Origin of the sequence: Mesorhizobium sp. WSM4308, assembly GCF_002294905.1 — a bacterium.
Classification (GTDB): domain Bacteria; phylum Pseudomonadota; class Alphaproteobacteria; order Rhizobiales; family Rhizobiaceae; genus Mesorhizobium.
On record NZ_NSFW01000018.1, the window covers coordinates 57488 to 71387 of the forward strand.

12 protein-coding genes are annotated in these 13900 nt (G+C 64.3%); 6 read left to right on the forward strand and 6 right to left on the reverse strand.

The features are described 5' to 3' along the window. Positions 1-153: 153 nt before the first annotated feature. On the forward strand, positions 154-2211 hold the full coding sequence (gene parE / locus CK227_RS28295; RefSeq protein ID WP_064984353.1) for a DNA topoisomerase IV subunit B: 2058 nt from the start codon (positions 154-156) through the stop codon (positions 2209-2211). 44 nt (positions 2212-2255) lie between these two features. Beyond that, entirely contained in the window at positions 2256-4322 is a 2067-nt protein-coding gene (locus CK227_RS28300; protein ID WP_095772796.1) for an FUSC family protein, read from the forward strand. Here CK227_RS28300 and CK227_RS28305 read toward each other — a convergent pair. Next, positions 4319-5443: a DUF2336 domain-containing protein gene (locus CK227_RS28305; protein WP_095772797.1), complete on the reverse strand. Its 1125-nt coding sequence runs from the start codon at positions 5441-5443 to the stop codon at positions 4319-4321. The genes CK227_RS28300 and CK227_RS28305 overlap by 4 nt on opposite strands. 154 nt (positions 5444-5597) lie before the next feature. Here CK227_RS28305 and CK227_RS28310 point away from each other — a divergent pair, with 154 nt between their 5' ends. Both CK227_RS28310 and CK227_RS28315 read left to right on the forward strand, forming a co-directional pair. Continuing rightward, positions 5598-6050 (forward strand): MaoC family dehydratase, encoded by a 453-nt coding sequence (locus tag CK227_RS28310; protein WP_095772798.1) that lies wholly within the window; start codon positions 5598-5600, stop codon positions 6048-6050. Further along, positions 6050-6931 carry a CoA ester lyase gene (locus CK227_RS28315; protein ID WP_095772799.1) on the forward strand — a complete coding sequence of 294 codons (882 nt, stop codon included), beginning with the start codon at positions 6050-6052 and terminating at the stop codon, positions 6929-6931. Before CK227_RS28310 ends, CK227_RS28315 begins: the two co-directional genes overlap by 1 nt. Positions 6932-6950: 19 nt before the next feature. Here the strand turns inward: CK227_RS28315 and CK227_RS28320 are convergent, their stop codons facing one another. Together CK227_RS28320 and CK227_RS28325 are read right to left on the reverse strand one after the other, a co-directional pair. Further along, positions 6951-8852, reverse strand: a complete 1902-nt coding sequence (locus CK227_RS28320) for a hypothetical protein (RefSeq protein ID WP_095804213.1) — start codon at positions 8850-8852, stop codon at positions 6951-6953. A gap of 164 nt (positions 8853-9016) precedes the next feature. Next, entirely contained in the window at positions 9017-9691 is a 675-nt protein-coding gene (locus CK227_RS28325; protein WP_095772801.1) for an isoprenylcysteine carboxylmethyltransferase family protein, read from the reverse strand. Positions 9692-9836: 145 nt separating this feature from the next. On the opposite strand from CK227_RS28325, the gene CK227_RS28330 reads away from it, so the two are divergent. Next, positions 9837-10547, forward strand: coding sequence for a TetR/AcrR family transcriptional regulator (locus CK227_RS28330; protein WP_095772802.1), 711 nt, complete (start codon positions 9837-9839; stop codon positions 10545-10547). An 18-nt stretch (positions 10548-10565) separates the two neighbouring features. On the opposite strand, the gene CK227_RS28335 is transcribed toward CK227_RS28330, so the two are convergent. Further along, entirely contained in the window at positions 10566-11174 is a 609-nt protein-coding gene (locus tag CK227_RS28335; RefSeq protein ID WP_095772803.1) for a flavin reductase family protein, read from the reverse strand. Beyond that, entirely contained in the window at positions 11175-11759 is a 585-nt protein-coding gene (locus tag CK227_RS28340) for a nitroreductase (RefSeq protein WP_095772804.1), read from the reverse strand. A 154-nt stretch (positions 11760-11913) separates the two neighbouring features. Between CK227_RS28340 and CK227_RS28345 the strand changes: the two genes are divergently transcribed. Beyond that, the gene (locus CK227_RS28345) at positions 11914-12876 is read left to right on the forward strand and encodes a hypothetical protein (protein WP_095772805.1); all 963 of its coding nucleotides are present in this window, start codon (positions 11914-11916) and stop codon (positions 12874-12876) included. A 24-nt stretch (positions 12877-12900) separates the two neighbouring features. Here CK227_RS28345 and CK227_RS28350 read toward each other — a convergent pair whose 3' ends face one another. Further along, positions 12901-13839, reverse strand: a complete 939-nt coding sequence (locus CK227_RS28350) for a GNAT family N-acetyltransferase (protein WP_095772806.1) — start codon at positions 13837-13839, stop codon at positions 12901-12903. Positions 13840-13900: the final 61 nt, after the last annotated feature.

The window sequence follows — 13900 nt, forward strand, 5'->3', positions numbered from 1 at the left end:
CGGCATTCGACCTATTTCCGCCCGCTTGGTTATCGAATGGTTTTAGGATAAGACGGGTCAAATCCCCGAACGTAACAGGAACCTCCGTCGCTTGGCGCTGAAAAGCGTGGCAGTATCGACGGGTGATTCGCAGCACCGGACCCTATGGCAGGCATGGACGACAACAACGATCTCTTCGGCAATATGGACAAGCAGCCGCAGCCGGTTCGCTCGCCGGCGCGCCCGGCCGACCCGCTTGTGCAGGCAGCAGCCAAGCGCCCGGCCGCGACCAAGGATGGCAGCGAGGGCTATAGCGCCGCCGACATCGAGGTGCTGGAAGGCCTGGAGCCTGTGCGCCGCCGGCCAGGCATGTATATTGGCGGCACCGACGACAAGGCGATGCACCATCTGTTCGCAGAGGTCATCGACAATTCGATGGACGAGGCGGTTGCCGGCCATGCCACCTTCATCGATGTCGAGCTTTCGGCCGACGGGTTTCTGACCGTTACCGACAATGGCCGCGGCATCCCGGTCGATCCGCATCCGAAATTCAAGAAGCCGGCGCTCGAAGTCATCATGACGACGCTGCATTCAGGCGGCAAGTTCGACTCCAAGGTCTATGAAACCTCCGGCGGCCTGCACGGCGTCGGCGTTTCCGTGGTCAACGCGCTGTCGGATCATCTCGAGGTCGAGGTCGCGCGTGGCCGGCAGCTCTATCGCCAACGCTTTTCGCGCGGCATTCCGGTGAGCGGCCTGGAGCAGCTTGGCGAGGTCCACAACCGGCGCGGAACGAAAATCCGCTTCCATCCCGACGAGCAGATCTTCGGCAAGGGCGCGGCCTTCGAACCGGCGCGGCTCTACCGCATGACGCGGTCGAAAGCCTATCTGTTCGGCGGTGTCGAAATCCGCTGGACCTGCGATCCCTCGCTGATCAAGGAAAAGGACCAGACGCCAGCCAAGGCGGAGTTCCATTTCCCTGGCGGCCTGAAGGACTATCTCAAGGCGTCGCTCGGCGACGACTTCCAGGTGACGCGGGAAATTTTCGCGGGAAAAAGCGAAAAGCAAGGCGGCCATGGCTCGCTCGAATGGGCGGTGACCTGGTTCGGCGGCGACGGCTTCATCAATTCCTACTGCAACACCATCCCGACCGGCGAAGGCGGCACCCATGAGGCCGGCTTCCGCAACGTGCTGACGCGCGGCTTGCGGGCCTATGCCGATCTCGTCGGCAACAAGCGCGCCTCGATCGTCACCTCGGAAGACGTCATGATCTCGGCGGCCGGCATGCTGTCCGTGTTCATCCGCGAACCCGAATTCGTCGGCCAAACCAAGGACAGGCTGGCGACGATCGAGGCAATTCGAATTGTCGAGACCGCGATCCGCGATCCGTTCGACCATTGGCTGGCCGACAATCCGCAGGAAGCCTCGAAACTGCTGGAATGGGTGATCGCGCGCGCCGACGAGCGGGTGCGCCGGCGCCAGGAAAAGGAAGTGTCGCGCAAGAGTGCGGTGCGCAAATTGCGCCTGCCGGGCAAGCTCGCCGACTGCACGCAGAACGCGGCGGCCGGTGCCGAACTGTTCATCGTCGAAGGTGATTCCGCCGGCGGCTCGGCCAAGCAGGCGCGCGACCGCGCCAGCCAGGCAGTACTGCCATTGCGCGGAAAAATCCTCAACGTGGCCAGCGCCGGCAATGACAAGCTGGCCGCCAACCAGCAGATATCGGACCTGATCCAGGCGCTCGGCTGCGGCACGCGATCAAAGTACCGCGACGAGGATTTGCGCTACGACCGCGTCATCATCATGACCGACGCCGACGTCGACGGCGCCCATATCGCTTCGCTGCTGATCACCTTCTTCTACCAGGAAATGCCCGCGCTGGTGCGTGGCGGCCATCTCTATCTGGCGGTGCCGCCGCTTTACTCGATCCGGCAAGGCGGCAAGGTCGCCTACGCCCGCGACGACGCACACAAGGACGAACTCCTGCGCACCGAATTCACCGGGCGCGGCAAGGTCGAACTTGGCCGCTTCAAGGGCCTGGGCGAGATGATGGCCTCGCAGCTCAAGGAGACCACAATGGATCCGAGGAAGCGCACGCTTCTGCGGGTCGATGTGATCGACGCCGAGGCAGCGACGAAGGACGCGGTCGACGCTCTGATGGGCACCAAGCCGGAAGCCCGCTTCCGCTTTATCCAGGAACGTGCCGAATTCGCCGAGACGGAAGTGCTGGATATCTAGCCGCTGGCCAGTTTAGCTTGCGCTTCCGATAAGGAGACCGGCATGTGACCTGGGCGCGGCTGAAGGCCTATTTCGAGACGAGCCTGGCCGGGTGGACGCAGCCGACGCGCTCGGACTGGATTTTCGCCTTGCGCACCGTTTCGGCCGGCCTGATCGCGCTGCTCGCCGCCTATGCCCTCAAGCTCGACCACCCGCAATGGGCGATGATGACGGTGTTCATCGTCGCCCAGCCGGTCGCGGGCATGGTGCTGGCGAAGGGCTTCTACCGGTTGCTCGGCACGCTGGCCGGCGGGCTGGCGGCGATCGGCATCACCACTGTCTTCGGCACCAACCCATGGGTTCTGGTGACGGTGCTCGCCGTCTGGATCGGCATCTGCACCTTCGTTTCCTCACTGCTGCGCAATCCCGAAGCCTATGGTGCGGCTCTTGCCGGCTACACGGCGATGATCATCGGCCTGCCTGCCTTCGGACAGCCGCATCTGGTCGTCGATCTCGCTGTCGCCCGTTGCGCGGAAATCGTGCTTGGCATCGTCTGCGCCGGCGTGACCAGCAGGCTGATCCTGCCGAAACTGGCCAGCGATGCCATCATATCGCGGCTGAAGCGCTGCATTCTTGACCTTGCCACCTATGCCGCAGGGGCCTTCTCGGGAGGTGATACAGCGACACTTTCCGCACTCCATCGCAAACTCGTCGCGGACACCCAGACACTTGGCGAAATGCGCGCCTATGCCAGGCTGGAAGCGCCGAGCTTCGCGCCGCGTGCCCACCCGGTTCGGCGCACCATCGGACAATTGCTCTCGGCCCTGTCGGCGGCACGCGCGCTGCATTCTCACGCCGCGCCGAAAAACGCCGCCCTCATCCCGGTGCGTTCGGAATTGCAGGCCCTTGTCGGCGATCTGGCGGCAAAGCCCGGCGCACTGGACGATACGGCACCCTGGGTGGAACGGCTCGACGCGATCTCGGCCAAGGCCCGGCAACTGCCCGATGCCTCGGTCGACCAGGGCGACGACAGGGTCGGCACCATCACGCGCCTCACCATCGCCGCCGATTTTGCCGAGGCGCTCAAGCAGGTGCTGCGCGGGCTCGATGCCTTGCGCGCGCCGGTCACACGTACCGGCCGCGCCAGCAGGCAGCCTGCGCTGGTGGTGCACCGCGACTACCCCGGCGCATCGCGCAATGCCGTGCGCGCTGCCCTTGCCACCTTGCTGGTCGCGGCCTTCTGGCTGACGACGAAATGGTCCGAGGCAGCGGGTACGGTCATTCTCGTTGCCGTCGTATCCAGCCTTTTCGCCGCTCGCCCCGATCCGGTGCAGGTGTCCTGGGGCTTCTTCAAGGGAACGCTGCTTGCCCTGCCCTTTGCCTTTCTCATAGGCCAGATAGCGTTGCCCGCCCTGCCCGGCTTCGGCTGGTTCGTCCTGTTTGTCGTGCCGATCCTGGTGCCGACGGCGCTGGGCATGGCCAATCCGCGCTATGTCGGCGTGGCCACGGCCTTCGCCATCAACTTCCTCGCTTTCCTCAGTCCGCATCAGGCGATGACCTACGATCCTGGCCCGTTCTTCGCCGGCTCGGCGTCCGTGCTGGTTGGTATCCTGCTGGCCATCGGCGTCTTCATTGCCGTGCTGCCCGCCGATCCGTGGCTCGCGGCAAACCGCATCGTGCGGGCCATGCGCGAGGATTTGGCACGGCTTTGCCTGCACGAGCGCGTGCCGAGGCGTTCAGCCTTCGAAAGCCTCGCCTATGACCGCGTCAACCAGCTGATGCCGCTGGTGCAGAACTCCGGCAGGAAGGGCGAGGCGGTGTTGGGCGGCGGCGTTGCTGCCGTGACGGTCGGCCTGGAGATCCTGAGGCTGCGCGGCACAAACCAAAACCATGCCATCCCGTCCGAAACCGCACTTTCGATCGCCAATTTCCTGAGAGGGCTGGCGCGCGAGCTGCTGTTCCGCGCTCCGGGTGATCCGCAGACAGCGACCGTCGCTGTCGCCCGGCAGTATGCGGCGAGCATCGCCCAGCGCAACGCCACCGGCGACATGCTGCAGATCGCGGCATCCCTGCGCATCATTGCCGCAGCGATGGAGGATTTTCCGGATTTCTTCGCGAAAGACCGAGGCTAAGCCGCCGCTATCGCCAACGCATGGCCGCGTGCGTTTTCGCGCAGCGCGTCGAGATGGATCGACTTGACCAGGGCGGCGAGATCGCCTTCCGCGGATTGCCCGCCCAACTCCTTGAGCATCAGCCAGCTGACTTCCTGCACGCCGGCGACGCGCTTGCCATTGGCGACCTCGCGCCAGATTTTCAGCGCACGCAGGATGATCGTATGCGTTGCCGCAGCCAGGCCCGCGCCGCGGAACAATGCCTGCAAGGCCACATCGTGGCCGCCGGCCAGCAGCGCCCTCACCCGCGGTTCGGACTGCTGGCCGAGTGCCACCAGCGTGGAGCCGAAGAAATCGACCTTGCCATGCGCTATGGTGCGGATGAGGAAGCTCGCGGTGAGATCGCCACGCAGCCTGAGATGCTCGATCAGCGCGGCATGTTCTTCCTGGCGCGTGCCCTCGATCAGCGTCACCGAGGCCTTGACGCAGGCGTCCCGCAGGACGCGATCGGCCCGCGCGGCGCCCATCAATGCCATGACCAGCGGTGAAGTCTTCAATGTCTCGCCGAGCTTTATGAGCAGCATGTGGCGGCAGTCGGCCGGAAGACGGGCGTCCGAAATCAGCGCCTCGCGCACCAGCGGCAGATGCCCATGGCGTTCGGCCATGCGGCGGAAGCTCAGCGACGCGATGTCGGCGCCGCTATTGGCGAGCAGAACCGCGCAGGCTTCCGACTCGCCGATCTCGGCGATTGCCGCCGCCAGCGCCATCGAGACGACAGGCCGGTCGGCGATCAGCTTCTGCGTCGCCTTTTGGCTCGCCGCCACGCGGTTGATCAGATCGGCATCGGTGAGCAGCGGTGAGCGCGCCAGCACCACACCGGCGACTTCCGGCTGGTCGGACGCCAGCGCACTGATGATCTGCAGCGGCGCGTGGTGGCTCATGGAGAGCGCTTCGGCCATCGCCAGCCGCACTTTCGACGAGGCATCGTCGAGCAGCAGCGTCAGCGCCGCCTCGGCGGCGCAGCGGTCCTCGAACGGCAATTCGGAATTGACATAGGCCCGGGCCAGCGCATTGGCCGCGGCTGCGCGCTCGGACACTCTTGCCGTGTAGATCCATTTCAGGAAATGCGAAACAACAACCATGCCCGCCTGCTTACGCCCCTTGCCGGAAGGTTTCCGGCCCCGCTGAAGACGGTAGGCAGAAATGGTTTACGAACGGTTCACCATGTTCATTAACTGGCTTGCGACCACCGGATGCAGCGCCTATCAACCGTCAATCAGCGCAGGAGACTGAAAAATGGCCGGCCTATACCTCGAAGAGTTCGTCGTCGGCCATGTCTTCCGGCACACGCTGCGCAAGACCGTGACCGAGAGCGACAACATGCTGTTTTCGGTGATGACGCTGAACCCGCAGCCGCTGCATATCGACTTCGATTTCGCCGCCAGAAGCGAATGGGGCAAGCCGCTGGTCAACTCCCTGTTCACGCTCGGCCTGATGATCGGCATTTCGGTCAATGACATCACGGTCGGCACGACGGTCGCCAATCTCGGCATGAAGGAAACCACCTTTCCGCATCCGGTTTTCCACGGCGACACCATCCGCGTCGAGACCACTGTCATCTCGGTGCGGGAATCGAAATCGAAGCCGGATCGCGGCATCGTCGAATTCGAACATCGCGCCTACAACCAGCATGGCGACCTGGTCGCCAAGTGCACCAGGCAAGCGATGATGCTGAAGAAGGTCGCCTGATGCGCTCGCTGCTGTTTGTCCCCGGCGATTCCGAGCGAAAGCTGGAAAAAGGATTCGGCGCCGGCGCCGACGTCGTGATCGTCGACCTCGAGGATTCCGTGGCGCCGCAGAACAAGGCGACGGCGCGAGACATTGCGGCACGCTTTATCGCCGAACGCAGGGGGCAAACCAGCTCGGCCATCTATATCAGGGTCAACGACCTGTCGACCGGATTGACGGATGACGATCTTGCCGCGCTCGTACCGGCGAAGCCGGACGGCATCATGCTGCCAAAGTCCAACTGCGGCCAGGACGTGCAGCAGCTCTCGGCAAAACTCAGGGTGCGCGAGGCCGAGAACGGCTTGGCCGACGGCTCGATCAAAATCCTGCCAATCATCACCGAAACCCCGGCGGGTGTGCTCGCCGCCGCGACCTACGCGGGCGCAAGCGCGCGGCTCGCCGGTCTCACCTGGGGCGCGGAAGACCTGTCTGCGGCGGTCGGGGCGCGCACGGCCCGCGACGAGCACGGACGCTACACCGACGTGTTCCGCCACGCTCGCCTGACGACCATCCTGGCGGCCGCAGCCGCGGAGGTCGCGGCGATCGACACCGTGTTCCCGAATTTTCGCGACATGGCGGCCTTCGCCGCGGAATGCGCGGAGGCCGAGCGCGACGGCTTCACCGGCAAGATGGCCATCCACCCCGATCAGGTGCCCGTGATCAACGCCGCCTTCACGCCCTCGGCCGAGGCGGTGAAGCAGTCGGCGGCGATCGTCGCGGCGTTCGAGGCGGCCGGGAATCCCGGCGTCGTCGGCATTGACGGCAAGATGTTCGACCGCCCGCATCTGCGGCTGGCCGAACGGCTGCTGGCACGCGCCAAGGCAGCCGGGCTCTCCGCTTAGTCTGGCGAGCCTTTGCTCGTCAGTCCCGCGCCAGCACGATGATCCGGTCCTCCGGCAGATAGGCCAGCGCTTCCGACCTCAGGGGATTGACGGTGACGCCGCCCAGCGCCCGCTGGTCGGCAACTCCGGCGCGGATGCGCCGGTAGCCTATCGCGATCTCGCCGCGCAGCCGCGCCGATTCCGCGATCGTCCAGAAGGTCAAGGGCTGGTCGATGGCGACATAGTCGGCGACCGGCCGCATGTAGATTTCGGAGCCCTGCTCGTCGAGCAGATCATCGAAGATCGCGGCGAGATATTGGTTCTCGGACGCCTGCGCCAGCATCAGGCTGACCAGCCGGTTGCTGACGACGAAATCTTCGGCCTTGGTCACCGCCGCAAGCTCGCGGTTGCGCACGTCGATCATCTCGCTGACGATGGAGATGTGCAGGCCGGCATCATCGGCGATCTTGCGCAGATGCAGCAGTGTCACCAGCGTGCGCGTGTCGGCCGGCTGCGCGGCCATGGTTTCGCTGTAGCCGAGGACCAGCACGTGGTCGTAGGAAGGCACGTCTAGGCTTGAAAGTGCCGTGCTGCTCGACGTGTCGGTGATGCGGCAGGAAACCTCCAGATTGTCGCCGGCGACCGGCAGTCCGGCAACTTCCTGCTCGAGGCCAGGCGTATCGGCGGCGATGGTCAGGATCGAACCAGGCGCGACATAGCGCGACAGTTCATAGGTGATGATCGGACCGCGCCGGTTCCAGCCGAGGATCAGCGTGCGCTCCGGCTTCGCCTCGACGGGCCGGGGGCCGCGGATCGCCGCCGCATTGATCTTGATCCCATTGCTGCCGAGCCTGATCGCGGCATCGTCCTCGGCGATGATGATGGCGCGCATGTCCTTGCCGATCACCGTATCCGACGGCGGGTTGAGATTGACGCGCCCCTTTTGGTCGCAAAGCCCGATCAGCGCGCAATGCTCATAGGCCATCACCGCCTCGCCGAACGTCTTGCCGGTGAGTTCCGGCTGCGCGGTCGTGTAGATCTCGCAGCCGTCGAAATCGAGCAGCTCCGAATAGACGCCGCTGAGGCCCGACTGCCGGCTCGAATGCACGACGATGCGCGAGATCAGCTGATCGGCCAGCACGAGCTGCACCTCGGACCCGCCGACGACGCGGGCGACCTCGGCATTCTTGCCGTCGCGGATCTCGGCGGCGATGTTGTAGGGGTCGGTGCGCCGGCTTGGGTCGTTGACCAGCGCCAGCACCGTCTTGATGACCTGCGAATCCGGATCGTCACCGTCCGGCGACAGCACGATGACCGACCGCGAGGTCTGCGGATTGACGATGGCGAGATCATAGAGATCGGTCGGATCGCCGCTGCGGCAGATGATGCGCGTGTTGCCCAGTTTGCCGACCTTGGCCGCGATCTCATCCTCCATCGCGACCTTGTCCATATTGGCCATGACGACGATGCGCGGACGGCGACGGCTGGCATTGGCAATGACGAGTTCGGAGATGACGTCGAAGATCGACGGCGACCAGTTGAGGATGATGGTGTGATCGGCCTCCAGCACCCGAGAACGGCCCTTGCGCAATTCGTCGAGCTTGCCGTCGACGCCGGCGCTGAGCACGCCGATGAGGGCCGATACGACGAAGATGCCGGCAAGCGTGACGGCCAGCATGACGAGGCGGAAGGCCCAGCCTGTGTCGCCGCCCATCGTCCCGGAATCGAGCGTGCGCATCAGCGATTCCCAGAACGCCTCGAAGAAATTCAGCGGCTCGCCACCCTCCGGCGCGATGCGGGTCACGGCAAGGAAAGCCGCGGCGGCGATGATGATCAGCAGGGAAACGACTGCAAGCCAGCCGATCAGCGCGATCGGGCCGGCGGCCATGCTCTTGTCAAAGCCGTAGCGCAGCCGGGTTTCCAGCGTGTCTCGTCTCTTCATGCCAGTGGTGCCCCCGCACTATCCCCAAGGTCGATGCGCCAACCCCAACGCATCGCCGAAGCCGCTCTCTTAGCGTGTGTTCGGAGGAAGGGGAATCGTTTTTCGCGGTCACTGCCAAGGAAGCCGCCGTGAGGCGAACCTGACGCGCCGGTCTGGTGCGGCGGCTACCAGACCATCGGGATCAGGCGGTAGCGGACCCGGGTTGCGTAGTCGTCATAGCCGCGCAGGCCGGTGCGCAGGGTCTTCTCCTCAATGAAGGTGCGCATGGCGAGGAGAACGATGAACACGAGCACGGATACCAGCCCCCACCAGGAGCCAAGCAGGAGTGCGGTGCCGGCGAAGAAGAGGATGGCGCCGGCATACATCGGGTGGCGAACGTAGCTGTAGGGTCCCGTGGTGATCACGCGCTGTCCACGTTCGGCCTGGATCTTCACCACGGGTGCCGCGAAACTGTTCTCCAGCATGGTCAGGTAGCAGATCCAGATTCCGACCAGCAGGACCAGCGCGCCGACCGTCTGCGCCCAGAAGGGGACCGCCGACCAGCCGAAACGGAAGTCGAATCCCATGAAGCTCAGCCAGCCGAAGATGCCGATGAGAAGTATGGAGAGCAGGACCTTGTCGGCCGCGGTCTGATTCTTCTGGATGGGAGGGCTCAGCCGCTCGTTCATCAGGCCCGGATCGCGCCGCGCCAGCGCCACGCCCATGGTGAGGCTGAGCCCCACCATCACCATCAGATAGACCCACGCCCCCGGCCAATGCAGCGTTCCGGCCGACAGGAAGAGCAAGGCGCCCATGACGCCGAACCAGATGAATGTCTGAAGCACCAATTTCGCGATCATGATCGACCTTCCACGTTATGCCCCTCGCCCGCATTGGCTGAAACAGACCAATGGTCTATCATACCGACCACTGGTCTGTAATTCAAGCGGACTATCTGATATCCGTGCTGGACGGGAACGACCGTCGCGTGCAGAAGGTTTCGTCATGCCCCGTGTCATCAAGCATCCAGAGATCAGGCGAGAAGACATTCTGGACCATGCCCAGGCCCTGTTCCTGACGCAGGGCTACGACAGAGCGAGCCTCAACGACGTGATTGCCTCCGCCGGCATCTCGAAGGGCGCCTTCTATCACTACTTCCCCTCCAAGGAGGCTCTTCTGGAAGCCTTGGCTGACCGTTTCGCGCGGCAGGCACTGGCTGGGGTCCAGGGTATACTCGACGATCCCGGCCTCGACCCACTTGGCCGGCTGAACAGCCTGCTCAGCCAGTCGCGGCAGGCCAAGATCGAGACCGCGGCGGAGGCCTGGGCTCTTTTCGAAACGATGTTCCGGCCGGAGAATCTGGTGCTTTTCCACCGCATCAACCTGGCAGCCAACGCGTCGTTTTCGCCCCTGCTGGTCAAGATCATCCGGCAAGGTGTCGAAGACGGCACCTTCAGGACCTTCGATCCGGAGGGTGTCGCCGATATCGTCATGCAGTTCGGCTTGGCCACGCACGATGTCGTCGCCAAGGCGATCGCCGGCGGTAGCGACGCCGATATGGAGGTCGCGATCAAAGTCCTGGAACAACGCGTCAGGCTCTACGAAATCGCTCTCGATCGCATCCTCGGCCTTCCCGACGGCAGCATTCGGATCGGGGAACCCGGCTATATCAGAGCCGTCATGACGGCCCGACGGAAAGCCGACAAGGCGCGGTGACTTGCCAGGTCCAGAAACCTACTCCTTGCTCCAGCGTGGCCGGCGCATCGAGAAGACCTCATTGACGCAGGCGTAGTCCATGTAGCCGAGCCGAGCCACATTGCCAGCCTTGATGATGTCGAACAGGCCATCTTTCAGGAAGGCGTCGTCAATGTGCACGCCGACCACCTCACCGGCGACAACGACGGCGCTCGTCGGCGTTCCATCCAGCGCCTTAGGGCGAAACACCTCCGTCACCCGGCATTCCAGCGCGGCAGGCGCGGCCGCCACGCGCGGTGGCTTCACGAGACGCGAAGGCGCCATGGCGAGATCGGCATAGACGAACTCGTTGACGCCGCGCGGCGCGTTGACGGACGTATAATTCATCTTCTCCGCGAGATCGCGGCTGACCAGATTGGCGACGAACTCGCCGGTCTCCTGGGCAAAGGTGGCGCTGTCCTTCTCGCCCTCCGAGGAGAACCAGACGATGAACGGCCGCGTCGAAACAGCATTGAAGAAGGAGTATGGCGCCAGGTTGATCTCGCCTGCCCCGTTCAGCGTCGATATCCAGCCGATCGGCCGCGGCGCCACGATCGCCTTCGACGGATCGTGCGGCAGCCCGTGTCCCTTGGGCGGCTCGTAGAACATTCAGCCTGCCCAGGCTCCTGAGTAGTCGGCATAGAGCTTTGCCGGATCGGGCCGTGGCCGCTCCGGCGCCGGGCCGGCATAGGAGCCGATATGGATGAAACCGACGACGCGCTCCTGCGGCGCCAGTCCGAGGATCGCCCTGCCCTCCGCCACGTCGGAATACCAGTTGCTGATCATGTTGGTGCCATATCCCAGCGCATTGGCTGCGATCATAAGGTTCATCGCCGCCATGCCGCCGGACAGGAACATCTCCCATTGCGGGATCTTGGGGTTCTCTTTCGGCACCGACACCACGCCGATCACCAGCGGCGCGCGGGAAAAGCGCGCCAGTTCCTGGTTGCGGCGGCCCTCGGGCAGCGGCCCTTCCCGCTGTTCGGCAAGCGTCGCCAGCTTCCTGCCGATCTCGATGCGGGCATCGCCGCGATAGAGGATGAAGCGCCAGGGCTCGAGCCGGCCATGGTCAGGCACGCGCGTGGCGGCGGCGATCATCGTTGCGATATCGGCGTCGCTCGGCGCCGGCTCCTTGAGGTCCGGAATCGGCGCTGAATTTCGGGTCAGCAGGAAGTCGATGATCGGCGACGCCATGGGCGCAAGTCTCCTGAACACTCTGTTTTGAGCTGAAGCGCACCATCGGGAATTCGGGCGGCTCGGGCAAAGGCGCGCAAGCGCCGGCTGAAGAGTCTATCGATCGGACTCTTAAGCCTTGAAATTGCCACCGCCATGGGCTTCAACGCAAGGCATGTTTGAGGGGCGACTGCGTCTTTTCCTGGTCTGGCTCTGCGCCGCGCTGTTCCTGCTGCCGGTCTCCCTGGCTGCTGGGCAGGAAAAGGACGGCGTCAGCGACCTGAAACTCCCCGGAATTTCGAGCTACGCGACGCCAAAGAGCGAAGCCCCGCTGGCGCTCGGCGGCGGTGGCGCCATCACTTTGTCGGCGCAGCTGACCGACAAGGGCACCGATATCACCCGCGGCCTCGTCTGGCGTGTCTTCAAGCCCGAAGCCGTCAACGGCAAATTGCCGATGGTCGCCTCCGCGCATGGCGGCAGCGCCGTCTTCCAGCTCGAACCCGGCAGCTATCTGGTCCATGCCTCCTATGGCCGCGCCGGCGCCACCAAGCGCATCACTGTCGGCAAGGAAGCCAAGCGCGAAAGCCTGGTGCTCGACGCCGGTGGCCTGAAGCTCGATGCGGTCCTGTCCGGCGGCGTGCGCATTCCCCCGAAAAAACTGCGCTTCTCGATCTATGAGGGCACCGCCGAGGCCAATGGCGACCGCGCGCTGATCATTCCCGATGTCGAACCCAACAGCGTCGTGCGGCTCAATGCCGGCATCTACCATGTCGTCTCGACCTACGGTGCGGTCAATGCGGTGATCCGCTCCGACATTCGCGTCGAGGCCGGCAAGCTGACGGAAGCCACTGTCGAGCATCATGCCGCCGAGATCACCATGAAGCTGGTGCGCGAAGCCGGTGGCGAGGCCATCGCCGACACGTCATGGTCGCTGCTGAACGAATCCGGCGATCCGATCAAGGAGACCGTCGGTGCCTTCGCCTCGATGGTGCTTGCCGAGGGCGACTACACCATCATCGCCAAGAACCGCGACCGCATCTATCAGAAGGATTTCACGGTCGTGGCCGGGCAGAATCAGGAAATCGAGGTTCTGGCGACCGAAGCGGCGGCCATGGACCCCGAAGAAGGCGCGGACTAGCCTCCGCTGCGAATTCTCTAGCTTTCAGGCGGCCAGCTTGGTCCGCGCGGGCAGGAAGGGAATCCGGCGGCGCGGCACCTGCGGTGCCAGGTCGAACACACCGCGGTAAAGCCGGTCGAGCAATGCCTTGCGGTCGCGCAGCGGCTCCAGTTCGCTCCAGCTCAGAACGTCGCCGACGCGCACGTCGATCGCCTTGCCGGACAGCCGCGCGAATTCGTGGATGAGCATCGAAAGGCGCAGCGTCAGCGAAGCCTTGCCGACGAATTTGGCCACGCGGCCATCGCGCTCGGCCATGTTCATCGGCCCGCTGACCAGATGGAACAGCCTGCCATTCTGTCCGGAGAAATGCATCGGAATGACGGACGCCTTGGCATCCTGCACCAGACGCGCCGGAAACATCTTCCATGGCAGGTCGCGCGCCCGGCCAAAGCCTTTCGGCGCGGTGGCGACACCACCGGCGGGGAACACCACGATGGTGACACCCTCCTTCAGCAGCCGTACCGCCTCGTGGCGCACGGCCATGTTGTTCTTCAGCGCTTCCTTGGTCTCGGAAAAGTCGATCGGCAGCGAATAGGGCTCCATCTCGCGGATCTTGAGCAGATCCTTGTGGATCATCACCCGGAACGGCCGCCCCAACTGCTCCGCCAGCGACAGCACGGCAATGCCGTCGCCAATGCCGAACGGATGGTTGGCCACGATCACCAGCGGTGTGTCCGGCAATGGTGCGGGCGGCCATTGGTCGGCGGTGCGGATCCGCACGTCGATCAGGTCGAGCATGCGGCTGAACACGCGCTCGCCTGATGGCACCACCTGGCGGCGCCAGAAATCATAGAGCGCGGCATAGCGGTCGCGCCCCGACAGGCCTTCAATGGAATGGATGACCCAGCGCGTCAGTGCCGGCTGTCGCGGATTGGCATAGGAAAGCTCGGGAAACGGTTTTTCGCGCGTCTTCAGCTTGAGCATGAGGGCTCGTTACAAGGTTGGCGTGACAGAGATATGAAAATGGCGGTGGATCGCTCCACCG